The sequence below is a fragment of the Marivivens aquimaris genome, assembly GCF_015220045.1.
In the GTDB taxonomy this organism is placed as follows: Bacteria; Pseudomonadota; Alphaproteobacteria; order Rhodobacterales; family Rhodobacteraceae; genus Marivivens; species Marivivens aquimaris.
In genome coordinates, this window is record NZ_JADBGB010000001.1 from 2,822,238 (window position 1) to 2,844,279 (window position 22,042).

Below are 22,042 nucleotides of genomic sequence, written 5' to 3' on the forward strand. Positions count from 1 at the left end.
ACCGGCCCGGTTTGTCAGGCCGGTCTTTCCGTTTGTGCCTTGGGCCTTATTGGCCGCGCTTGTCTTCGCCGAGATCTTCGAAATCGGCATCGAGGATGTCGTCGTCGGCACCCTCTTCGTCAGCGGCCTTCTGCGCCGAGTTGCCGCCGTCTGCCTCATCCTGGCTTGCCTTATAGATGGCTTCGCCAAGCTTCATCGCAGCTTCGGTGACGTTCTGGATGCCGGCTTTGATCTTGTCCGGGTTGTCGTTTTCCAGTTCGTCCTTCAGAGCGGCCAGAGCTAGTTCGATGGCTTCGACGGTCGACGGGTCAACCTTGTCGCCATGTTCTTCGATCGACTTCTCGGTCGAGTGGATCAGGCTTTCAGCCTGGTTCTTGGCTTCAACCAGTTCGCGGCGCTTTTTGTCGGCGTCAGCGTTGGCTTCGGCATCCTTGACCATCTTCTCGATGTCGGCGTCCGACAGACCGCCAGAAGCCTGAATGGTGATCGACTGCTCTTTGCCGGTGCCTTTGTCTTTGGCAGCGACCGAGACGATACCGTTGGCGTCGATGTCGAAGGTGACTTCGATCTGCGGCATGCCGCGCGGAGCCGGCGGGATGTCTTCGAGGTTGAACTGACCGAGCATCTTGTTGTCGGCAGCCATTTCACGCTCGCCTTGGAAGACGCGCAGGGTCACGGCCGACTGGTTGTCCTCGGCGGTCGAGAAGACCTGGGACTTTTTGGTCGGGATCGTGGTATTGCGGTCGATCAGACGGGTGAATACACCACCGAGGGTTTCGATGCCGAGTGACAGCGGGGTCACGTCGAGCAGAACGAGGTCTTTCAGGTCGCCCTGAAGAACACCGGCCTGAATGGCAGCGCCCATGGCAACGACTTCGTCCGGGTTCACACCCTTGTGCGGCTCTTTACCGAAGAACTTCGATACTTCTTCCATGACCTTCGGCATACGGGTCATACCGCCGACGAGAACAACCTCGTCGATGTCCGAAGTGGTCAGGCCGGCGTCTTTCAGAGCAGCCTGACACGGCTTGATCGAGTTCTTGATCAGGTCCGAAACAAGGCTTTCCAGCTTCGCGCGGGTCAGTTTGATGACCATGTGCAGCGGCTGGCCGTTGGTGCCCATCGAGATGAACGGCTGGTTGATTTCGGTCTGCTGCGACGAGGACAGTTCGATCTTGGCCTTTTCAGCAGCTTCCTTGAGGCGCTGCAGAGCCATCTTGTCCTTGGTCAGGTCGACGCCATGCTCTTTTTTGAACTCGTCAGCGAGGTAGTTGACGATGCGCATGTCGAAGTCTTCACCACCGAGGAAGGTGTCGCCGTTGGTCGACTTCACTTCGAACAGGCCATCGTCGATCTCGAGGATGGTGACGTCGAAGGTACCACCACCAAGGTCATAGACCGCGATGGTTTTGGTTTCTTCCTTGTCCAGACCGTATGCCAGAGCGGCAGCGGTCGGCTCGTTGATGATGCGCAGCACTTCGAGACCGGCGATCTTGCCGGCGTCTTTGGTTGCCTGACGCTGGGCGTCGTTGAAGTAAGCCGGAACGGTGATAACGGCTTGGGTTACTTCTTCACCGAGGTACGACTCGGCGGTTTCTTTCATCTTCTGGAGGATGAAAGCCGAAACCTGCGACGGGGAGTACTTGTCACCGCGTACTTCTACCCATGCGTCACCATTGCCACCGTTCACGATGGAATAGGGGACGAGTTTCTTGTCTTTTTCTACTGCAGCGTCATCAACGCGGCGACCAATCAGACGCTTTACAGCGAAGACGGTGTTATCCGGGTTGGTGACAGCCTGACGCTTTGCCGGCTGGCCGACGAGGCGTTCATCTTCGGTGAAGCCGACGATCGACGGCGTGGTACGGGCACCTTCGGCGTTTTCGATAACGCGCGGCTTGGAGCCGTCCATGATGGCAACGCAGGAGTTGGTGGTACCGAGGTCAATCCCGATGACTTTTCCCATGTTTCAAAGCCCTTTCTTAAGCGGTTTGAGCGGCGCGAACCCGATCGGCGGCATCCGCACCTTGCTGGTTGTTCCAGAACGGAAATAAATCCGTTCATTGGATCAAGCGGTATATAGGAGGCGACATTGCGCCCTGCAACGGGGTGAGAAGTACAAACTGTGCTAAATTTGCAACTTGGTGATCGAGCAATGAAAAATAGTCCCGAACCAACGGTCGTCGTGCGCCAGATTCCCGTGTGGAAGCAGCTTTTGTCGCCCGAGCAGCAGATCGCAATGGTTGAAGATTTACGCGGAGTGGTGAAGTCCGCCCCTCTTTTTTCTCCCGTCACGCCAAGCGGGAAGGAAATGTCTGTACGGATGACCTCCGCCGGTAAATTCGGATGGGTTACCGATCGCCGCGGCTATCGCTATGAGCCGAAGCACCCTTCTGGCGTTCCGTGGCCGGAGGTGCCTGCGAGCGTGCTGGATGTCTGGCGCACAGTCAGTGGGTTTGATCGCGATCCCGAAAGCTGCCTCATCAACTTCTACGGCTTCGACGCCAAAATGGGGATGCATCAGGACAAGGACGAAGCGGATTTCAACGCACCCGTAGTGTCCATTTCGCTCGGCGATGCCGCGCTGTTCCGGATCGGCAATCTTGAACGCGGCGGCAAAACCGAAAGCATCTGGCTGGAAAGCGGAGATGTCTGCGTCATAGGCGGCGAGGCGCGTTTGCTCTATCACGGTATTGATCGCATTCGCGCGGGATCGTCGTCGCTGCTCCCCAATGGCGGACGGATCAATGTCACAATGCGAGTGGTGACTTAGCGGCCAGCGCCCCAGCTTGCTGATGCGTGACGGCGGGTGAAGAATTCAGCCATCAGGCCGAGCACTAGGCAGGCGACACTTACCACGACCGGATACCAGATCGAGCTGTGGTGCGGGAAATAGTTCTCGAACACATAGCCGCGTTCCTGATCGATGCAGTGGAACAGCGGGTTCCAGTCGAACAGCGCGAGGATGTAGCCCGGCGTGGCGTTCGCGACGAACATCTTGCCCGACGCGATCATGTTGGTACGGGCGTAGACCGTTTGCGCGATGCGGGCAAAGTCGGGGAACCACGGCTTCATCGATAGGAAGATGATCCCCACACCGATGCCCGAGAACCACGCCAGCAGGAACATCGCCATCGCGCCAATGGGGTCGTCAATCTCGATCGGGTTTCCGATAACGTGATAGACGTAGAGAATCGTCACCATCGACAGCACCTGCGTATAGAGCGAGGCCAAAGCGGCCGATGCGATCATGATGATAGAGTTCAATGGCGCGTGCTTCAGGATCGACGACGTTGCGCCTTCGGCACCGAAAACAGCGCCCATTGCCTTCGCGTGCGTCATGAACAGAAACACGCCCGACATAATATAGAGTAGGAAGTCGCCGCGGATTTGCGCTCTTCGAACGCCTAAAACCTGAAACATTGCGTAGAAAGCGCCCACGAAAATAAGCGCCTGCAGCATATTCAGCAGGAGACCTACAATCGCATTCTTGTGGCCCTTGCGGATTTCTCGCACGGTCGAATGGAATGTCAGTTCAGCGATATTTAACGCCGATGCCCACATAGACTGTGGTTTGTAGGTGTTGAAAATCTGCTGATCCATTCGGGTCCTATTCGGAGACAAAGCCAACGCGAGGCTTGCCGTTCCAATGTGGCTTTACCATAAGAAGCGTCGACGACGCGATCAATATTAGGCGATTGCATTTATTAGGAGATTAACATGGATTTGGTTAAACTTACGACGGTGATGCGCCGCCTTGCTCTCGAAGCCGGTGACAAGATCATGGAGATCTACAACAGCCCCGATTTCGAAGTAAAAACGAAGAGCGACGAAAGCCCCGTGACCGAGGCCGACGAAGCGGCCGACGCCCTGATCTCCGCCGGTCTGCGCGCTGAGTTTCCGGATGTTGCGCTGGTGACTGAGGAGCAGGCCGACAGCCACGACCAGAACGTCAGCACCTTCCTCATCGTCGATCCGCTCGACGGCACCAAGGAATTCGTAAAGCGTCGCGGCGATTTCACCGTGAACATCGCTTATGTCATGGACGGCTCGCCGGTGCGCGGCGTTGTCTATGCACCCGCGAAAGAGCGCTTGTTCTACACCGACGCCGGTGGCAACGCGGTCGAGGAAATGGGTCCGTTCGATAAAGAAACCGTGGGCGAGACCAAGCCGATCCGCGTCAGCACGCCTGACAACAACGCTCTGCTGGTCGTTGCGTCGAAATCGCACCGCGATCAGGCGACTGATGACTATATCAACAAATACAATGTTGCCGACTCCAAGAGCGCCGGTTCGTCGCTGAAATTCTGCCTCGTTGCCACAGGCGAAGCCGACATCTATCCGCGCGTTGGCCGCACGATGGAGTGGGACACCGCAGCCGGTCATGCCGTTCTGGTCGGTGCAGGCGGCGACGTCGTGCGTTTCGACAACCACCAGCCGCTGCGCTACGGCAAGGAAACCTTCGCAAATCCGTTCTTCATCGCCTACGCTCCCGGCGTTGATCTGAAGGAGGCTTGATTGCCCACACTTATCGTCATTCCCGCCCGCTACGCATCGACCCGTTATCCGGGTAAGCCGCTTGTCGAACTGACCGGCGCCTCGGGCGAGGCCAAGAGCCTGATCCGGCGTAGTTGGGATGCTGCGATGCAGGTTAAGGGTGTGGATCGCGTCGTTGTCGCGACTGACGACGACCGTATCCGCGAAGCTGCGGAAGCGTTCGGCGCGGAGGTCGTGATGACCTCCGAGGCCTGCCAGAACGGCACCGAGCGCTGCGCCGAAGCCTTTGATACGCTGGGTGGCGGGTTTGACGTGGTGGTGAACCTGCAAGGCGACGCGCCACTGACGCCGCCGTGGTTCGTTGAGGAACTGATCGAGGGGCTGAAGAAGTCTCCGGTCGCTGAAGTGGCTACGCCGGTTCTGAGGACCGAGGGTGAAGCTCTGAACGGTTTCCTCGACGACCGCAAAGCAGGCCGCGTCGGTGGCACGACTGCTGTTTTCGGTATCGATAACAACGCGTTGTACTTTTCGAAGGAAGTTATTCCGTACACCGGAAAGACCTACGGCGACGAAGACGAAACGCCTGTGTTCCACCACGTCGGCGTCTATGCCTACCGTCCTTCGGCGCTGGCGGCCTATTCGCGCTGGAATGCCGGTCCGCTGGAAAAGCTCGAAGGTCTGGAGCAGTTGCGCTTCCTCGAGCGCGGTGTGCATGTCCTCTGCGTCGAGGTCGAAGGTCGTGGCCGCAAGTTCTGGGAACTGAACAACCCCGAAGACGTGCCACGCATCGAAGCCATGCTCAAAGGTATGGGGGTCGCGTGACGACCCCGCGGGTCAGCGTCATTGTTGTCAGCCGCAATCGGCCCACCGCTCTGCGGCGGTGCATCAATGGCCTGTCCCAACTTTTCTACACCAATTTCGAGATCGTTGTTGTCGCGGACATGGACGGTTTCGAGGAACTCGTCGGGCGCGGCTATCAAGGTCGTATCAAGCTCGTCCGGTTCGATATCCCCAATATCTCGATGGCGCGAAACGTCGGTTTGCAGAACGCGGCGGGGGATATTGTGGCGTTCATTGACGACGACGCAGTACCAGAGCCGCGCTGGCTCGATCATCTTATCGCACCGATTGCATCTGGTGATGCTGTGGCGGCAGGCGGCTATGTCCTTGGTCGCAATGGCATTTCGCTACAATGGCCCGCGCGGAGTGTGAATTGCGAAGGACGCACGCAGCTCCTCACCATCGAGGGCGATGAAACGGTCGTTGTGCGCGGCGAAAAGAGCGAGGCGATCAAGACCGAAGGCACGAACATGGCCTTTGATCGCGAGTTTGTTTGTAAACTCGGCGGCTTCGATCCGGCGTATCAATTCTATATGGACGAGACGGACCTGAACCTGCGGATCGCTGCCGCTGGTGGTGACACCGCGATCGTCCCCAAGGCTGTTGTCCATCACGGCTACCACTCAAGCGAACGTCGCCGCGCGGATCGTGCGCCGATGAGCCTGTTCCATACGGGGCGAAGCATCGCCGTGTTCCTGCGTAAGCACGCACCCGAGGACATTCGTGGGCGGCTTCATCGTTTTCACCGGAAAGAGCAGGAAAACGGCGCGATCAAACATCTGATCGAGGGGCGGATCGAACCGCGCGATGTGAGGCGGCTCATGAAAACCTATGACGTCGGCGCTGATGAAGGCCACTTGGCGCGGCCGCAGGACTTGCAGCCTATCGGCGCGTCCGAACAGCCTTATCTGACGTTTGAGGCGGAGACCAAGCCGATGGGCCACATTTCGATGAACGCGCGTTGGTATAACTATAGTCAAATCCACCAGAAGGCGGTTGAGGCACGTGATGACGGACACCGCATCACGATCTTGAGGTATTCACTCACCGCTCTACGTCACCGCGTAAAGTTCACTGATGAAGGAATCTGGTTGCAACAGGGCGGGCTTTTCGGGAAATCGGAGAGGAGCGACCCTGCCTTCAGAATCTGGACCAAGCGCGCTCGGAACGTGCGCGAACTGCAACGAATTGAAGCACTACGTACCTAAAACGGTCTAAATCACGACCTTGGTGTTACGTTTGACGCGGAAATGTAACAAACTGCGGGTAGCCCTCACTTTGGTTAAGAGGGCCCGCGTGATATAAGAATTATTGCCCCACAGGGCGTTTGTATATTTGGAGAGTAGAATGCAGAAAAAGGTAACAAAGGCGATTTTCCCTGTTGCCGGTCTGGGTACCCGTTTCCTTCCTGCGACCAAGTCGGTCCCCAAGGAAATCATGACCCTCGTTGATCGCCCGCTTATCCAGTACGCCATTGATGAAGCCCGCGCCGCAGGTATCACCGACTTCATCTTCGTTACCTCCAAAGGCAAATCGGCGCTCGAAGATTACTTTGACTGCGCTCCGGAGCTGGAAACATCGCTCCGTGAAGCCGGCAAGGACAAGCTGCTCGAAGTGCTGCAATCGACCTACATGGAAAGCGGTGCGATCGCTTACATCCGCCAGCACCGCGCGCAGGGCCTCGGCCACGCTGTCTGGTGTGCCCGCCGTCTGATTGGCGACGAGCCTTTCGCCGTGATTCTGCCTGACGACGTCATTGCCGCTGAAAAGCCGTGCCTGCAGCAGATGGTCGAAGCCTACGCTGAAACCGGCGGTAACATGGTTGCTGCGATGGAAGTGGCTCCGGAAAAGGCATCGGCTTACGGTGTGCTTGACGTGAAAGACGACATGGGCAGCGTGGTTTCGACCCGCGGCATGGTCGAAAAACCCAAGATGGAAGACGCACCGTCGAACCTCGCAGTAATCGGTCGTTACATCCTCGGCCCGCAGGTTATGGAGAACCTCGGCAAGATTGACCGCGGCGCTGGCGGCGAGCTTCAGCTCACCGACGCGATTGCCCGCGAACTGACCGAAGGCCGTGAAGTTTACGGCTACCGTTTCCGCGGCGAGCGCTATGATTGTGGCTCGAAAGCTGGCTTCCTTCAGGCGACCGTTGCATTCGGTCTGGCACGTGAAGAGCTTCGTGACGAATTCCAGGACTTCCTGGATGAGATGTTGGCGGTACGTAAGGCGGCCCAATAAGGTCGCCTCCCGCGAGGGAAGGGAATTCTATGAGCAATGTGCTTGTGACCGGCGGTGCCGGTTATATCGGCTCGCACGCGTGTAAAGCGCTGCGGGCCGCAGGCTTTACGCCAGTGACTTTTGACAACCTGATTACGGGTTGGCAGGACGCCGTGAAATTCGGCCCGTTCGAGCAAGGCGATCTGCTGGATCGTCCGCGTCTCGACGAAGTTTTCGCGAAATATAAGCCCGTAGCCGTGATGCACTTCGCCGCGCTCAGCCAGGTTGGCGAGTCGATGAAGGATCCGGGTGCGTACTGGCGCAACAATGTGGTCGGGTCGCTGAACCTGATCGAAGCAGCTGTTGCGGCAAATTGTATGCAGTTCGTTTTCTCGTCCACCTGCGCCACCTATGGCGAGCAGGACGGCGTGACGCTTGACGAAAACTGCGTACAGGAACCGATTAACGCCTATGGCGCATCGAAGCGTGCGATCGAAGATATCCTCGAGAATTTCGAACAGAGCCATGGCCTGCGTTCTGTCATTTTCCGCTATTTCAACGTGGCTGGCGGCGATCCCGATGGTGAAGTTGGCGAATTCCACCGTCCTGAAACGCACCTTATTCCGCTGATGCTCGACGCAATTGACGGCAAGCGTGCGGCGCTAACCGTATTCGGCACCGACTACGATACGCCCGATGGCACCTGCATCCGCGACTACGTCCATGTGTGCGATCTGGTCGACGCGCACGTGCTCGGTGTGAAGTGGCTTGAGGATGGCAAAAAGAGTCGCGTGTTCAACCTTGGCACTGGTAGTGGCTTTTCGGTTCGTGAAGTTATTGCCTATTCGGCAGAGGTCACGAACAAGGAAGTCCCCATTGTTGAGGGGGATCGACGTCCCGGTGATGCAACAAAACTCGTTTCTGGCAGCACACGCGCCATTGAGGAGTTGGGCTGGACGCCGCAGCGGTCTACACTGAAAACAATGATCACCGATGCGTGGCGTTGGCACCAGAGTGGACACTACGACAAATGAAGACACTCCAAGGGTTCTCGACCTGAGTAGATTGGCCTCGCGGGCCGGGAAAACCCTGACTGGAATTGACCGTGTGGAACTGGCGTATCTACGCCGGTTCCTTGCTGATTCTGCACCCTGCTTTTTCCTCTGCCGGACTTCGCACGGTTTCGTGCTGATGGACCGCGCTGGCGGGAAGGCTTTCGAGAAGGCTGTGACAACTGGCGCATGGGGGCGGGCGGACCTGCAATCCTACCTCGCGCGGCGCAAACGGCATGAGGTCCGCGCGGCGCACAGTCTTGTACGGCGCCACCGGATCGGTCGAGGGCGGCACGGTCGCTTGGTGCTGCTGCTAACGACCTATCTGCCCGCAAATTCGGAGCTTTACCTCATCGGTCACCAGAACCTTGATGAGGCGACGCTTCAGGCACTCGACGTCGGATTTGGCGGCAATATCAACGTCATGATCCACGACACCATTCCGCTCGATTATCCGGAAACACAGCGGCAGCGGGTTGTGGAACGGTTCGAGGATGCCATCAAAGCGGTGTCGAAACATGCGGCGCGCGTCATCTGCATCTCTGATTTCGCGGCAGAGCGTGTGAAACAGCACCTTGAAAAAGCGGGCAATGTACCAAAGATCATTGTGTCTCACCTCGGCGTCGACAGGCCCGATCCGAAGTTCGCCGAAGTCCCGAAACATATCGATCTCAGCGACGACTACTTTGTCATCGCGGGCACTATCGAGCCGCGCAAAAACCACATGCTGCTTCTTGAAGTCTGGCAGTCGCTCGATCCCGAAAACCGTCCGCGTCTGTTTGTTTGTGGATCGCGCGGGTGGCTGAACAAGACCGTTTTCGACCGGCTCGACCGCGGGATAAAAGGGGTGGAGGAATATCCCGACCTGAGCGACGGAGCTTTGGCGGCGATCATTCACGGCAGCCGCGCACTGCTCTGTCCGTCGCTCGTCGAAGGCTTCGGACTGACACCGGTTGAGGCAGCCTCCATGGGCGTTCCGGTCATTTGCTCAAATATTCCCGTATTCCGCGAAATACTTGGAGATTATGCCGATTATCGCGATCCTCGGGATAACTTTTCTTGGCGAACTGCCGTTAACGAAATAATGGGAGTATCAAGAGAAGAACATGTGACAGCCTTCGTGCCATCGACGTGGGAACAACACTTCTCTAAGGTATTTGGCACAAAGTCTGCACACGCTAAGCCTGAGCAGTAAGCGGAGAGACGGATTTGGGTTTCTGGAGTTCATATCGGCTTCGGCTGGAGCGGCGTCACCGCTTGGTGCGCGCGATCCGCAAGCGGCGTGAACTCGAACAGGTTGCCGACCGCACGAGCCAGATCAGACCGAGCGATCTTCTCGTCTTCTCGACTATGCGGAACGAGGACCCGCGTCTACCGCACTTCCTTGACTACTATCGCGCGATGGGCGTGAACCATTTCCTGATCGTGGATAACGACAGTGATGATGGCGGCCGCGAATTCCTTGCCGAACAGCCCGACGTTTCCATCTGGCGCACGTCCGCCAGCTACAAGCGGTCGAAGTTCGGGATGGACTGGATTAACTGGCTTTTGCTGCGTCACGGCCATGGGCACTGGTGCCTCGTCGTCGATCCTGACGAGCTGTTCGTCTATCCGTTCTGCGATTCCCGCCCCATCCGCGCGCTGACCGACTGGCTGGACGCATCGTCGATCCGTTCGTTCTCTGCCATGCTGCTCGACATGTACCCCAAGGGGCCGATTTCGAGCATTCCCTATCGCCGTGGTGACAACCCGCTCGATATTGCGCAGTGGTTCGACAGCGGGAACTACACCATCAGCCGCAATAGCAAATACGGGAACCTGTGGATCCAAGGCGGCCCGCGTGCGCGCGAATTTTTCCAGGATATGCCGGAGCGTTCGCCCGCGCTGAACAAGGTGCCACTGGTCAAGTGGGACCGCCGCTACGCCTATGTTTCCAGCACGCACATGCTTCTGCCGCGCGGTCTGAACCAGGTTTACGACGAATGGGGCGGCGAGAAAGCCAGCGGCATTCTTCTGCACACGAAATTCCTCGATACGCTAACCGTCAAAGCGGCGGAGGAAATGTCGCGCGGTCAGCACTACGCCGGCAGCCACGAATATCGCGCCTATTTCGAAGGTCTGAGAGATAACACCGATCTCTGGTGCAAGTGGTCGGAGAAATACATCAACTGGCGCCAGCTCGAAATTCTGGGGCTCATGTCCAAAGGAAACTGGGCATGACACAGACGCAGGTTGGTATCGTCATGCTCATCCACTCGGCCTTCAATAGGGCCGAGCAAGTGATCCGTCATTGGTCCGCTGCGGGATCGCCCGTTGTTGTCCATGTCGACAAGGCGGTGAACGATGAGAAATTCAAAAGCTTCGTTGGGAAGCTTCGCGACCTTGAGACAGTGCGTTTTTCCGAACGCCATCGCTGCGGTTGGGGCACATGGGGGCTTGTGGCCGCAACGCAGAGCGGCTCCGAGGTCATGCTCAAAGAGTTTCCGGATGTCACGCACGTTTATCTGGCGTCCGGATCGTGTCTGCCGCTGCGCCCCGTGGCCGAGCTGACCGAATACCTCAGCCAGCACCCGCGCACCGATTTCATTGAAAGCGCGACAACTGCGGACGTTCCGTGGACGGTAGGTGGGCTCGATCAGGAACGGTTCACGCTGCGCTTTCCGTTCTCATGGAAGAAACAGCGCCGCCTGTTCGACTGGTATGTCGATTTCCAGCGCCGCATCAAATTCCGCCGGAAGATTCCCGAGGGCCTCGTGCCGCACATGGGGTCGCAGTGGTGGTGTCTGACGCGTCAGACGCTTTCGGCGATCCTCGAAGACCCTGAGCGTGACACCTACGATCGCTACTTCAAGAAGGTCTGGATTCCGGACGAAAGCTACTTCCAGACGCTCGCGCGCCTCTACTCTCCCAAGATTGAGAGCCGTTCGCTGACCCTGTCGAAGTTCGATTTCCAAGGGAAGCCGCACATTTTCTATGACGACCACCTCCAGCTCTTGCGGCGGTCGGACTGCTTTGTTGCGCGGAAAATCTGGCCCCATGCGGACCGGCTCTATGACACATTCCTCGGTCCTGCGTCCGAACTGCGTGCGAACGAGCCGAACCCCGGCAAGATCGACCGTATCTTTGCCCGCGCCGTTGATCGCAGAACGCGCGGCCGTCCCGGCCTCTATATGCACAGCCGTTTCCCGAACGATGACTGGGAAAATGGCGTCACTGCGAGCCAGTTTTCGGTGTTCGAAGGGTTCTCCGACCTGTTCGAAGACTTCAACCCGTGGCTGGCCAAGGCGACCGGCGCCCGCGTGCACGGACATTTATTCGCGCCAGACAAGGCCTGGTTCGAAGGCGGTCAATCGACGTTCGTTGGTGGGTTGTCGGATTCTGCCGAGCTGCGGGACTACAGCCCGCGTAGCTTCCTGCGCAGCCTTGTCTGGAACACGCGCGGTGAGCGCCAGTGTTTCGAATTCGGCCCGCTGGACAATCAGGCGATCAGCTGGGATCTCGCACGCGACTCGAATGCGCAAATTAGCGTAATTTCAGGTGCTTGGGCCGTCCCGCTGTTCAAATCAAACCGCAATTTCGCGGACCTGCGCGAAGAAGCGGCACGGCTGCAGAAGATCGAAAGCGAGCACCTCGACATTCTCCGTTCGATTTACACCAAATCGAAGGTGCGTATCTGGACCATGGCTGACTTTATCGAGTCGCCGATGGAAGCGCTGCAAACCGTGGTCGACGAAATCACGGGCAAAAGCCTGCGCCGCCTTAACGAAGCGCCGCGGATGGCGGACCTGACCGGCTTTGGTCAATTCCTGCAAAATCTCAAGAACCAAGGGATGCACCCCTATCTTATGGGCGATTTCCCTGTAGAATCGGCACCAGTCAACGCGCCGCGCCCCAAGCGCAAACCCTATCTGGTTCGATAATTTTTGATGGCCAAATTCGATTATTTCGTCGTGTTCGCAGAGATGCGGACCGGCTCAAACTTTTTGGAAACCAACCTCAACGCTTTTGACGGCATTCAATGTCACGGCGAGGCGTTCAATCCGCATTTCATCGGCTACCCGAACGCCCATGCGATCCTTGGTGTGACGCAGGGCCAGCGCGAAATTGACCCGATGCACCTCGTGAAAACGATCCGCGACAAATCGGATGGCATCGGGGGCTTCCGGTACTTCCACGACCACGATCCGCGCATTCTGGACAATCTTCTGGCGGACAAACGTTGCGCCAAGATCATCCTGACTCGCAATCCGATCGAGAGCTACATTAGCTGGAAGATTGCGCAAGCGACGGGTCAGTGGAAACTGACAAACGTCAAAAATGCCAAAAGCGAGGTCGTATCGTTCGATGAAGGCGAGTTCGAAAACCATCTTGCCGCGCTGCAAGAGTTTCAGGTGCAGCTACTAAATTCGCTTCAGAAGTCCGGTCAGACCGCGTTCTACGTCGCCTATGAGGACCTTCAGGACGTCGACGTGATGAACGGGCTGGCAGCGTTCCTAGGTGCGGATGCGCGGCTGGACGGGCTGGATAAGACTCTCAAAAAGCAGAACCCTGCACCGATCTCCGACAAGGTCGACAACTTCCCACAGATGGAAAGTGCGCTGGCGCGGCTCGACCGCTTCAACCTGACCCGCACCCCGAATTTCGAGCCACGTCGTGGCGCGATGGCACCGCAATTCGCGGCGGCTGCAAATTCTCCGCTTCTGTATATGCCGGTGCGCGGTGGCCCTGAGGCGGCGGTCGTCGCGTGGCTGAAATCGCTCGATGGCGACAATGTCCGCACGGGGATGAACCAGAAAGACATCCGTCAGTGGAAGCGCAAGCACGTCGGGCATCGGACCTTTACCGTGCTCCGCCACCCCGTCGCTCGCGCCCACTCGGCGTTCTGTGAACATATCCTCGGCTACGGCGATACGACGTTTGGCGAAATCCGGAAAACGTTGAAGCAGATGTTCAACGTTCCGTTGCCGAAAGAGACGCCGCCGACCGAAAACTATGACGCCACGGCACATCGGGCGGCGTTCATCGGTTTCCTCGAATTTCTGAAGGCAAACATCGCGGGGCAGACATCGATTCGCGTCGATCCGGCGTGGGCCACGCAGACCGCAGTCGTTCAGGGATTCGCGAATTTCTGTTCGCCCGACATGGTGATCCGCGAGGATCGGATCAAAACCGATCTGGCGTACCTCGCGTTCAGTGTCGGCCGCGACGATGCGCCGGACTTCGATACGAACTGCGATCCGTATCGTGGGAAACTCCAGTCGATCTATGATGCTGAAATCGAAAAGCTCGCGGCTGATGTCTATCAGCGCGACTACATGACGTTCGGCTTCGGAAGCTGGAAATAGCCTCAGGCGACTTTCTGGGTGGAGTGCGCTTCGGTCAGGATCGTGTAGAGCGTAGCCGGATCGCTGTTGGCCCGCAGCTTCGCACAGATATCCTTGTCACGCATGGTACGCGAGACCAGAGCGAGCGCCTTCAGGTGCTCTACGCCTGCTGCGTCGGGGGCAAGCAGAGCGAAGACCAGGTCAACCGGCTGGCGGTCCACCGAGTCAAAATCGATAGGTTTATCAAGGCGTAAGAACAAACCACAAACCTTGTCCGCCTTTTCGAGGCGGGCATGGGGCAGAGCGATACCCTGTCCCACGCCGGTAGGTCCGAGGCTTTCGCGGTCGACCAAGGCGTCCACAACATCGGTGGCATCGAAACCATAGAACTGTTGCGCCAGATCAGCGATGTCGTGAAACAAGCGCTTCTTGCTGGTCGAGGCCGAAATGGTCTTGACCGCTTCTGGTCGCAGAATAGCCGAAAGTTGCATTTACTCGCCTTGGCGCCTGTACTCGAGCTGGGCGCTTAACGCGGATCTACCCAACCAATGTTCCCGTCTTCACGGCGGTAAACCACATTCAGGCCGCCATGCTTCTCGTTGCGGAAGACCTGAACCGAACCGTGTGCGAGCTCCATCTGCATGACTGCTTCGTTGACCGAGAGAGCGGGGATTTTCATCTCCATCTCGGCAATGATCACAGGTGCGTCGGTTGCTGCTTCGGCCTCATCGGACTCTTCCGTTGCGGCGAGGATATAAGAGGAACCGGCCATAAGTTCAACCGGAGTCGAGCGCTCGGCATGGTGGTCCTTCAGACGGCGTTTGTAGCGGCGCAGTTGCTTGTCCATCTTTTCGCAGCACGCATCGAACGAGCCGTAAATATCATGGGTATGGGCGCGGGCCTGACAGGTCAGGCCGGTTGAAAGGTGCACAACGGCTTCACACACAAACTCTGAGCCCGACTTGGAAAACACGATCACGGCGTCGGTCGGACGGCCGGCGTATTTTTCGAGGGTCGCACCGAGTTCGGTTTTGACGTGGCTTTGAAGAGCATCACCGACATCGATCTGTTTGCCGCTAATTTGGTACCGCATTGTAACTCCTCTCAATTGCTAGGCACGGGACATGACAGGTAGCACCGCGTTATCGCGGGGCCACAGGCGCCGTGTCTTAGGGAAGATGACATTGTGATGATTGCAGCCGCTCTGGGGCCTTGAAACCCTGAGGGAGCGCGCAGTGAATTCACGAACATTGTCATCAGTTTCATGACACGACTGTTCACGCCGTTTGTCAATGAGTCTGAGGGAGTATGCGAATTCCGCTTAGTTTACGCGGAAAGATTGACCAAGGTAGACGCGGCGGACGTTCTCGTCTTGGACCACTTCTTCGGTCGTACCGGACATGAGAACCTTGCCGTCGTGCAAAATGTAAGCGCGATCAACGATCTCCAGCGTCTCACGAACGTTATGGTCCGTGATCAGCACGCCGATACCGCGGTTCTTCAGATCGGCGACAAGATGCCGGATTTCACCGACCGCGATGGGGTCGACACCGGCGAAAGGTTCGTCGAACAGCACGTATTTCGGGCCCGCGGCAAGGCAACGCGCGATCTCCACACGGCGGCGCTCACCACCCGAAAGGGCCAGCGCAGGCGCGCGGCGGAGGTGTTCGATCGAGAACTCTGACAGCAATTCCTCAAGGCGGCGCTGGCGGCGGTTCACATCCTTCTCCGCGATCTCGAGGATCGACAGGATATTGTCTTCGACGTTGAGGCCACGGAAGATCGACATTTCCTGCGGCAGGTAACCGATCCCGAGGCGCGCACGGCGGTACATGGGCAGGTTGCTGACTTCGCGGCCATCAACGGTCACGCGCCCGCCTTCGGCGTTTACGAGGCCTGCGATGGAATAGAACGTTGTGGTTTTACCGCAGCCATTGGGACCAAGGAGGGCGACGACTTCACCGCGACCAAGCTCGAGCGATACGTCACGAATGACGGTGCGCTTGCGGTAGCTTTTGCGAAGGTTTTCGACCTTGAGGCCGACATCACCTTCTGTGACGGCGAGATCAGGCATCAGTTGTTGCCTTGGACAAAGGTGGTGCGGACGCGTCCCGTCAGTTCGGCGTTGCCGGTCGACAGGTCGATGTTCATGGCGCTGGCAGAGATCGCGCTGCGGCCTTGGGTGACGAGCACGTCGCCGGTCAAGTCGAGCGATTTGCCTGCGAGGTCATAGTCTGCTTCCTGCGCTTCGACGGCATCGGTTGCGGTGACGAAGGTTACGCCGCCGGAGGCCAGAAGATGCATGATGTCGCCGGTTTCGTCGTCGTATTCGACAGACACTGTTCCGGCGGAGATACGCAGATCGCCCTGAACGATGAGCACTTCACCGCTGAACGTCGCCTGACCGTTTTCCTGATCGACCGAAAGCGAGTCTGCAGTGATTTCAACGGGTGCGTCGGGGTCCGGCTCAATCGCGCCAAGCGAGATGTTGGTCTGTGCCATGAGCGGCGAGGACAGAGCGGCGAGGGCGAGAGCGGCATAGAACGAACGCACGGTGTAATTCCTTATTGCTGGGGCTGATATACCAGCCGGACGCCCTGATTGAAAACAATATGAGCGCCTTCTGACCCGCGTGTGATCGACAGATGGCCTGCCGTGAGCGCGCCGTAGGGAGCACGAACCTCAAGCGGAGCGATGGACTCCACAGTGCCTGCATCAAGGTCGGCATTTAGGCCCTGCGTCTCCATCAGATAGCCGTCGGTAGCATCAAGGCGAACCAGATTGTGCAGATTGACGAGGCGGCTGGAGGTATCGACCTCGCCCACGCCTGCGCCGATGTTGACCGAGCGGCCATCGCCGGTTTGCAGGTTGATTGCGATTTGCTCGACCGCAAAGGCTCTGCTGTCTTCCAGCGGACGAGCGACCTTGGCAGAGACCGCAAACGTGTCACCGTCCACCGTCACGCCAGAGATATTCGGCCCTGCGAGGCGCGGTTTGCTGGCGATATCTTCGATCTCCGCATAGGGGATCGTGTCCACATCGCTGTTTGTGCGGGCGAATAAAAACAGTGTCGAAAGTAGCGCAAGTGAGGCCAGCGGAAGGATCACCTTCGCGTAGCTGACGAACTGACTGTAGGAGTTGTTCGGCACCGCTTAAGCAACTCCTGCACGCAGACAGTCGTGGATATGGAGGATGCCGCAGCTTTCGCCGGTGCCATCCAGCGGCACCACGAACAGACATGTGATCTTTCGTTCGTTCATCTGGGCCAGTGCCTCGGCAGCGAGTGCTTCGGGCGCGATGGTGCGCGGGGCAGGGGTCATCACCTCGCCGGCGGTGCGGTCCAGAAGACCATCCATGTGGCGACGAAGGTCACCGTCGGTGATGATGCCGATCAGGCGGTTGTGGTCATCTGTCACGCCGACAACGCCAAAGCCTTTCTGGCTGATCACCAGCAGCGTGTCGCTCATCGCGGTGCTCGATGTGACCAGCGGTAGGGTGTCCGCGCTGTGCATCAAGTCGCGGACACGGGACAGGCGAGCGCCCAGCTTGCCGCCAGGGTGGAATTGGCGGAAATGCTCCGCACCGAATTCACGGTGCTCCATCAGCGCAACGGCCAGCGCATCGCCAAGCGCGAGGGTCATCGTGGTGGAAATCGTCGGGACGACGCCGTGGCCACACGCCTCGCCCAGTTGGGGCAGGACAAGCTGTACGTCGGCCTGCTGCATCAGGGTACTTTCAGCGCGGGAGGCCACACCGATCATAGTGATGCCGAAGCGGCGGGTGTGCGCGATGAGGTCGGCCAGTTCAGGCGTCTCGCCCGAGTTGGATAGGATCAAAACCACGTCACCTTTAGAGATCATGCCCAGATCGCCATGCGATGCCTCCGCCGGATGGACGAAGTGGGCAGGCGTACCGGTCGAGGCGAATGTCGCAGCGATTTTCTTGCCGACATGGCCGGATTTGCCCATGCCCGACACGATCACGCGGCCGGGAGCATCAAGGATAACTTGCGCTGCATGGGCGAGGTTCTGCCCGACAGTTTCCGAAAGAATGGCAAGCGCGCGCGATTCCTCGTCGATGACGTTACGAGCGGTCGCGATGATCTTGTTGCGGTCCATGGGTGCCATCCGTCAGTGCGCGAAAATATCGGGGTCGGTCCAGCCTAGCAGATCAAGCTTGGCGCGGGTCGGCAGGAAGTCAAAACAGGACTGCGCGAGCTCGGTGCGGTTTTCGCGGGCGAGGCGGATGTCCAGCTCGGCCTTGAGCTTGTGAAGGTGCAGCACGTCCGACGCAGCATAATCGAGCTGGGCATCGGTCAGATCCGCCGCCCCCCAGTCCGACTGTTGCTGCTGTTTGGAAATGTCGACGCTGACGACTTCTTGCAAAAGCTGCTTGAGCCCGTGGCGATCGGTGAACGTGCGCACCATCTTGGACGCGATCTTCGTGCAGTAGACGGGGGCCGCCAGAGCGCCAAAGGCATGGTACATCGCGGCAATGTCGAAGCGCCCGAAGTGGAACAGCTTCAGCACGTTCGGGTCTTCGAGCATCTTGCACAGGTTCGGTGCCTCGGTCTGGCCCATTTCGACCTGCACAAGGTGACAATTCCCGTCGCCGCCCGACATCTGGATCAGGCAAAGGCGGTCGCGGTGCGGGTTCAGCCCCATGGTTTCGCAATCGATTGCCACGACAGAGCCGAGATCCAACCCGTCGGGAAGGTCGTTCTTGTACAGGTAATTCGCCATAGAGATGCCTTTTCCGCTTTGCGAACGGGATAGAGAAACGCACAGCCCGACGCAACACGAGGGCGCTTGCATCTGGACAAATGGGCATTACCGTTCGCCGCAACAACAGGAGGGGTTTCGGATGAAACTGGTCAGATTTGGTGAGCGCGGTTCGGAAAAGCCGGGCGTTGTGGGGCAGGACGGTCTTTTGCGTGACCTCTCGGAGCATGTGGCCGACATCGCGGCTGAAGCGCTGGGCGATCTTGATGCGCTGAAGGGCATTGATCTCGATAGCCTTCCGCTCGTTGATCAGGACGTCCGCATTGGTGCCTGCGTCGGCAACATCGGCAAGTTTATCTGCGTGGGTCTGAACTACTCCGACCACGCGGCCGAGGCTGGCATGACGGTCCCGCCGGAGCCGATCATCTTTACCAAGTACAACAGCGCGATCTGCGGGCCGAACGATCCGATAATCATCCCGCGCGGCTCTGAAAAGACCGACTGGGAAGTCGAGCTGGCCGTCGTTATCGGCAAGATGGCCAAGTACGTGTCCGAGAAAGATGCGCTGGATTACGTCGCAGGCTACGCGATCTGTAACGACGTGTCCGAACGTGCTTATCAGACCGAACGCTCCGGCCAGTGGGTCAAAGGCAAGTCCTGCGACAACTTCGGCCCGTTCGGCCCGTGGCTCGTGACGCCCGACGAGGTGAGCGACATCGACTCGCTGGATATGTGGCTCGACGTGAATGGTGAGCGGATGCAGTCCGGCACGACCGAAACCATGGTCTACAAGGTGCCTTACCTGATTTCTTATCTCTCGCAGTTCTTTACCCTGTATCCGGGCGATGTGATCTCGACCGGCACGCCTCCGGGAGTCGGTATGGGTATGACCCCGCCGAAGTACCTCAAGGCGGGCGATATCGTGACGCTGGGAATCAAGGGACTTGGCGAGCAGAGCCAGACCTGCGTCGACGACGAATAATCACGGAATCAGTGCGGCCATCATCAAGTCGGTGATGGCCTGACGAAACGCGCGCGACTCAGCGTGAAGCGAAAGAACGTGATGAAGAAAACGCAACCATCCCGTCGGCTCTATCAGAGCTAAGTTATTGAAACTTGGGGGGGATGGTGCCCAGAAGAGGACTCGAACCTCCACGGCCTTGCGGCCACTGGCACCTGAAGCCAGCGCGTCTACCAATTCCGCCATCTGGGCACAGATGATTGGTGTGAGCGGGCTTCTATGGCTGGTGCAGGGGAGTGTCAACACGGATTTCGAACTTCTCTGCAAAAAGTTCATTCTGCCTTGTCTGGCAAAGGGTCCAAGGTTAAACCCGACACAAGTTTTCCAATGAGGCGCACCATGTCCAAGCTTGTCACCATCTACGGCGGATCGGGTTTCGTAGGCCGCTACATCGCGCGCCGGATGGCCATGCAGGGCTGGCGTGTCCGCGTTGCTGTCCGCGATCCGAACGAAGCACTGTTTGTAAAACCCTACGGTGCCGTCGGTCAGGTCGAACCTGTTTTCTGCAACGTTCGTGACGACGCAAGCGTCGCCGCCGTTATGGAAAGCGCCGATGCCGTCGTGAACTGCGTGGGTATTCTGGCTGAAAAAGGCAAGAACACCTTCGAGGCCGTTCAGTCCGCAGGTGCTGCCCGCATCGCTCGCATCGCGGCAGAGCAGGGCGTGACCAACCTCGTTCACATCTCGGCCATCGGTGCTGACGAAGAATCGGACAGTGACTACGCCAAGACCAAAGCCGCCGGTGAGCAGGCCGTTCTGGATGCCTTCCCGAACGCCATGATCCTGCGCCCGTCGATCATCTTTGGCACCGAGGACGAGTTCTTTAACCGCTTCGCTGGTATGACCCGCACCTCTCCGGTTCTGCCTCTGGTTGGCGCTGACACCAAATTCCAGCCCGTATGGGTTGATGACGTGGCTCAGGCTGCTGTCATGGGCGTCACCGGCAAAGCTGCCGGTATTTACGAACTCGGCGGTCCGGACGTTATGACCTTCCGCGAACTGATGGGCACCATGCTGCGCATCATCAACCGTCGCCGCGGTGTCGTTGGCCTGCCGTTCTGGCTGGGCAACATCCTCGCAACCGTGATGGGTGTAGTTCAGGCCGTTTCTCTCGGTATCGTCAAAGCACCGATCACCAAAGATCAGGTCGCAAATCTTCGCTCGGACAACATTGTTTCGGCAGATGCGAAGGGTTTTGCTGATCTGGGCATCGATCCGACCGACCTCGAAGCGGTGCTGCCTGATTATCTCTGGCGTTTCCGTCCGTCGGGTCAGTATGATGCGATCAAGAAATCTGCAAAGAATTTGAAACAAGCCTGAGCGGTATTTTGAAACGTCGTTCGGGCTGATTGACTGGAAGTTATTGTCATGAGTTACCTGAACGACGTCATCCTCGGTATTATCGAGGGGGTGACCGAATTCCTGCCGATCTCGAGCACCGGCCACCTTCTTCTCGCTCAGCACTGGATCGGTGAACGGTCCGACACCTACAACATCGTTATTCAGGCCGGCGCGATCCTCGCTGTGACCCTGATCTACTGGAAGCGTATCACCGACCTGCTGCTCGGCTGGAACGATCCGGAAAACCGCGATTACCTCATCAAACTTACCGTAGCCTTCCTGATCACGGCTGTTCTGGGTCTTGTGGTCAAGAAAATGGGCTTCGAGCTGCCGGAAACGATCCAGCCCGTCGCCTGGGCGTTGGTGATCGGTGGTATCTGGATGATCGTCGCCGAACGGGCGGCGGAGCGGCTCCCCGACAGCGCGAAGATCACGATGACCGTCGCTGTGGCGGTCGGTATCGCGCAGATCGTCGCTGGCGTGTTCCCAGGCACTTCGCGTTCAGGCACCACAATCTTTGTCGCGATGCTGCTTGGCACCTCGAACCGTGCGGCTGCGACCGAATTTGCGTTCCTTGTCGGCATTCCTACCATGTACGCAGCGAGCGCCTACGAGATTGCAAAAACGCTGACCAGCGACACTGGTGTCAGCGAAGACTGGACCGCGCTGGGCATCGCGTTCGTTGTATCCACCATCACCGCATTCGTTTCGGTCAAATGGCTCCTTGGCTACATCCGCTCGAACCGTTTCACCGCCTTCGCCATTTACCGGATCATCTTTGGCGGGCTGCTCCTTGCTCTGCTGGGGATGGGAGTGCTGGCGTAAGGGTTCGAATCATTCACGAGTCGCCCTCAAAATCGGGCGATTCGTGCGCCGAAATGCGCTAAGGGAAACTATACTGACCTATTTTTTTACAAGCGGGGCGAAAATAATGCGCCAAACACCGCCCAAACCGCAAATTAGGTCAACATTACTGCCTTTTCATTTTGAGCAGATGCTTCTATTCAGGCCATCCGAAGAGATTGC

22 protein-coding genes and 1 tRNA gene are annotated in these 22,042 nt (G+C 58.1%); 13 read left to right on the forward strand and 10 right to left on the reverse strand.

The window, feature by feature from the left end:
- Window positions 1-46: 46 nt before the first annotated feature.
- On the reverse strand, window positions 47-1,966 hold the full coding sequence (gene dnaK / locus IF204_RS13910; protein ID WP_194097699.1) for a molecular chaperone DnaK: 1,920 nt from the start codon (window positions 1,964-1,966) through the stop codon (window positions 47-49).
- A 189-nt stretch (window positions 1,967-2,155) separates the two neighbouring features.
- Between dnaK and IF204_RS13915 the strand changes: the two genes are divergently transcribed.
- The gene (locus IF204_RS13915) at window positions 2,156-2,773 is read left to right on the forward strand and encodes an alpha-ketoglutarate-dependent dioxygenase AlkB family protein (protein WP_194097700.1); all 618 of its coding nucleotides are present in this window, start codon (window positions 2,156-2,158) and stop codon (window positions 2,771-2,773) included.
- Here IF204_RS13915 and IF204_RS13920 read toward each other — a convergent pair.
- A complete protein-coding gene (locus IF204_RS13920; protein WP_194098236.1) occupies window positions 2,770-3,591 on the reverse strand; it encodes an ABC transporter permease in 822 nt (273 codons plus the stop codon). The two genes, IF204_RS13915 and IF204_RS13920, sit on opposite strands and share 4 nt — an antisense overlap.
- Window positions 3,592-3,720: 129 nt before the next feature.
- On the opposite strand from IF204_RS13920, the gene cysQ reads away from it, so the two are divergent.
- The 9 genes from cysQ to IF204_RS13965 all read left to right on the forward strand — a co-directional run bounded on the left by cysQ (window position 3,721) and on the right by IF204_RS13965 (window position 13,954).
- Complete coding sequence (gene cysQ, locus IF204_RS13925) at window positions 3,721-4,518, forward strand: 3'(2'),5'-bisphosphate nucleotidase CysQ (protein ID WP_194097701.1); 798 nt, start codon at window positions 3,721-3,723, stop codon at window positions 4,516-4,518.
- Window positions 4,519-5,319, forward strand: a complete 801-nt coding sequence (locus IF204_RS13930) for a 3-deoxy-manno-octulosonate cytidylyltransferase (RefSeq protein WP_194097702.1) — start codon at window positions 4,519-4,521, stop codon at window positions 5,317-5,319.
- Window positions 5,316-6,545, forward strand: a complete 1,230-nt coding sequence (locus IF204_RS13935) for a glycosyltransferase family 2 protein (RefSeq protein ID WP_194097703.1) — start codon at window positions 5,316-5,318, stop codon at window positions 6,543-6,545. The genes IF204_RS13930 and IF204_RS13935 overlap by 4 nt, the downstream gene beginning before the upstream one ends.
- A gap of 139 nt (window positions 6,546-6,684) precedes the next feature.
- On the forward strand, window positions 6,685-7,578 hold the full coding sequence (gene galU / locus IF204_RS13940) for a UTP--glucose-1-phosphate uridylyltransferase GalU (protein ID WP_194097704.1): 894 nt from the start codon (window positions 6,685-6,687) through the stop codon (window positions 7,576-7,578).
- Window positions 7,579-7,607: 29 nt separating this feature from the next.
- The gene (gene galE, locus IF204_RS13945) at window positions 7,608-8,591 is read left to right on the forward strand and encodes a UDP-glucose 4-epimerase GalE (RefSeq protein WP_194097705.1); all 984 of its coding nucleotides are present in this window, start codon (window positions 7,608-7,610) and stop codon (window positions 8,589-8,591) included.
- A complete protein-coding gene (locus tag IF204_RS13950) occupies window positions 8,551-9,804 on the forward strand; it encodes a glycosyltransferase family 4 protein (protein ID WP_194097706.1) in 1,254 nt (417 codons plus the stop codon). Before galE ends, IF204_RS13950 begins: the two co-directional genes overlap by 41 nt.
- Window positions 9,805-9,818: 14 nt before the next feature.
- Window positions 9,819-10,829: a glycosyltransferase family 2 protein gene (locus IF204_RS13955; RefSeq protein WP_194097707.1), complete on the forward strand. Its 1,011-nt coding sequence runs from the start codon at window positions 9,819-9,821 to the stop codon at window positions 10,827-10,829.
- A complete protein-coding gene (locus IF204_RS13960; protein WP_228069207.1) occupies window positions 10,826-12,529 on the forward strand; it encodes a beta-1,6-N-acetylglucosaminyltransferase in 1,704 nt (567 codons plus the stop codon). Before IF204_RS13955 ends, IF204_RS13960 begins: the two co-directional genes overlap by 4 nt.
- A 3-nt stretch (window positions 12,530-12,532) precedes the next feature.
- Window positions 12,533-13,954, forward strand: a complete 1,422-nt coding sequence (locus tag IF204_RS13965; protein ID WP_194097708.1) for a sulfotransferase family 2 domain-containing protein — start codon at window positions 12,533-12,535, stop codon at window positions 13,952-13,954.
- Between the two features lie 2 nt (window positions 13,955-13,956).
- On the opposite strand, the gene IF204_RS13970 is transcribed toward IF204_RS13965, so the two are convergent.
- The 7 genes from IF204_RS13970 to IF204_RS14000 all read right to left on the reverse strand — a co-directional run bounded on the left by IF204_RS13970 (window position 13,957) and on the right by IF204_RS14000 (window position 18,675).
- On the reverse strand, window positions 13,957-14,424 hold the full coding sequence (locus tag IF204_RS13970; RefSeq protein ID WP_167636393.1) for a PTS sugar transporter subunit IIA: 468 nt from the start codon (window positions 14,422-14,424) through the stop codon (window positions 13,957-13,959).
- Between the two features lie 35 nt (window positions 14,425-14,459).
- Entirely contained in the window at window positions 14,460-15,026 is a 567-nt protein-coding gene (gene hpf, locus IF204_RS13975) for a ribosome hibernation-promoting factor, HPF/YfiA family (protein ID WP_167636394.1), read from the reverse strand.
- 228 nt (window positions 15,027-15,254) lie between these two features.
- Window positions 15,255-16,007: an LPS export ABC transporter ATP-binding protein gene (lptB, locus tag IF204_RS13980; protein WP_194097709.1), complete on the reverse strand. Its 753-nt coding sequence runs from the start codon at window positions 16,005-16,007 to the stop codon at window positions 15,255-15,257.
- On the reverse strand, window positions 16,007-16,486 hold the full coding sequence (gene lptA, locus IF204_RS13985) for a lipopolysaccharide transport periplasmic protein LptA (RefSeq protein ID WP_322743289.1): 480 nt from the start codon (window positions 16,484-16,486) through the stop codon (window positions 16,007-16,009). The genes lptB and lptA overlap by 1 nt, the downstream gene beginning before the upstream one ends.
- Before the next feature lie 11 nt (window positions 16,487-16,497).
- Complete coding sequence (locus tag IF204_RS13990; RefSeq protein WP_194097710.1) at window positions 16,498-17,082, reverse strand: hypothetical protein; 585 nt, start codon at window positions 17,080-17,082, stop codon at window positions 16,498-16,500.
- 3 nt (window positions 17,083-17,085) lie between these two features.
- Window positions 17,086-18,051 carry a KpsF/GutQ family sugar-phosphate isomerase gene (locus IF204_RS13995; protein WP_194097711.1) on the reverse strand — a complete coding sequence of 322 codons (966 nt, stop codon included), beginning with the start codon at window positions 18,049-18,051 and terminating at the stop codon, window positions 17,086-17,088.
- Between the two features lie 12 nt (window positions 18,052-18,063).
- Window positions 18,064-18,675 (reverse strand): ribonuclease D, encoded by a 612-nt coding sequence (locus IF204_RS14000; protein WP_194097712.1) that lies wholly within the window; start codon window positions 18,673-18,675, stop codon window positions 18,064-18,066.
- 121 nt (window positions 18,676-18,796) lie between these two features.
- Here IF204_RS14000 and IF204_RS14005 point away from each other — a divergent pair, with 121 nt between their 5' ends.
- Window positions 18,797-19,636, forward strand: coding sequence for a fumarylacetoacetate hydrolase family protein (locus tag IF204_RS14005; protein ID WP_194097713.1), 840 nt, complete (start codon window positions 18,797-18,799; stop codon window positions 19,634-19,636).
- 144 nt (window positions 19,637-19,780) lie between these two features.
- Here the strand turns inward: IF204_RS14005 and IF204_RS14010 are convergent.
- A tRNA-Leu gene (locus IF204_RS14010) sits at window positions 19,781-19,867 on the reverse strand.
- Between the two features lie 147 nt (window positions 19,868-20,014).
- Here IF204_RS14010 and IF204_RS14015 point away from each other — a divergent pair.
- The gene (locus tag IF204_RS14015) at window positions 20,015-20,995 is read left to right on the forward strand and encodes a complex I NDUFA9 subunit family protein (RefSeq protein ID WP_194097714.1); all 981 of its coding nucleotides are present in this window, start codon (window positions 20,015-20,017) and stop codon (window positions 20,993-20,995) included.
- 48 nt (window positions 20,996-21,043) lie between these two features.
- Complete coding sequence (locus IF204_RS14020; protein ID WP_194097715.1) at window positions 21,044-21,841, forward strand: undecaprenyl-diphosphate phosphatase; 798 nt, start codon at window positions 21,044-21,046, stop codon at window positions 21,839-21,841.
- Window positions 21,842-22,042: the final 201 nt, after the last annotated feature.

Excerpts from the sequence above, each read along its gene's own strand:
- IF204_RS14020 (WP_194097715.1), top strand. The coding sequence starts at position 21,044 with ATGAGTTACCTGAACGACGTCATCCTCGGTATTATCGAGGGGGTGACC.
- galE (WP_194097705.1), top strand. The coding sequence starts at position 7,608 with ATGAGCAATGTGCTTGTGACCGGCGGTGCCGGTTATATCGGCTCGCAC.
- IF204_RS14015 (WP_194097714.1), top strand. The coding sequence starts at position 20,015 with ATGTCCAAGCTTGTCACCATCTACGGCGGATCGGGTTTCGTAGGCCGC.
- hpf (WP_167636394.1), bottom strand. The coding sequence starts at position 15,026 with ATGCGGTACCAAATTAGCGGCAAACAGATCGATGTCGGTGATGCTCTT.
- cysQ (WP_194097701.1), top strand. The coding sequence starts at position 3,721 with ATGGATTTGGTTAAACTTACGACGGTGATGCGCCGCCTTGCTCTCGAA.
- IF204_RS14005 (WP_194097713.1), top strand. The coding sequence starts at position 18,797 with ATGAAACTGGTCAGATTTGGTGAGCGCGGTTCGGAAAAGCCGGGCGTT.
- galU (WP_194097704.1), top strand. The coding sequence starts at position 6,685 with ATGCAGAAAAAGGTAACAAAGGCGATTTTCCCTGTTGCCGGTCTGGGT.
- dnaK (WP_194097699.1), bottom strand. The coding sequence starts at position 1,966 with ATGGGAAAAGTCATCGGGATTGACCTCGGTACCACCAACTCCTGCGTT.
- IF204_RS13995 (WP_194097711.1), bottom strand. The coding sequence starts at position 18,051 with ATGGACCGCAACAAGATCATCGCGACCGCTCGTAACGTCATCGACGAG.
- IF204_RS13950 (WP_194097706.1), top strand. The coding sequence starts at position 8,551 with ATGCGTGGCGTTGGCACCAGAGTGGACACTACGACAAATGAAGACACT.
- IF204_RS13960 (WP_228069207.1), top strand. The coding sequence starts at position 10,826 with ATGACACAGACGCAGGTTGGTATCGTCATGCTCATCCACTCGGCCTTC.
- lptB (WP_194097709.1), bottom strand. The coding sequence starts at position 16,007 with ATGCCTGATCTCGCCGTCACAGAAGGTGATGTCGGCCTCAAGGTCGAA.
- IF204_RS13915 (WP_194097700.1), top strand. The coding sequence starts at position 2,156 with ATGAAAAATAGTCCCGAACCAACGGTCGTCGTGCGCCAGATTCCCGTG.
- IF204_RS13970 (WP_167636393.1), bottom strand. The coding sequence starts at position 14,424 with ATGCAACTTTCGGCTATTCTGCGACCAGAAGCGGTCAAGACCATTTCG.
- IF204_RS14000 (WP_194097712.1), bottom strand. The coding sequence starts at position 18,675 with ATGGCGAATTACCTGTACAAGAACGACCTTCCCGACGGGTTGGATCTC.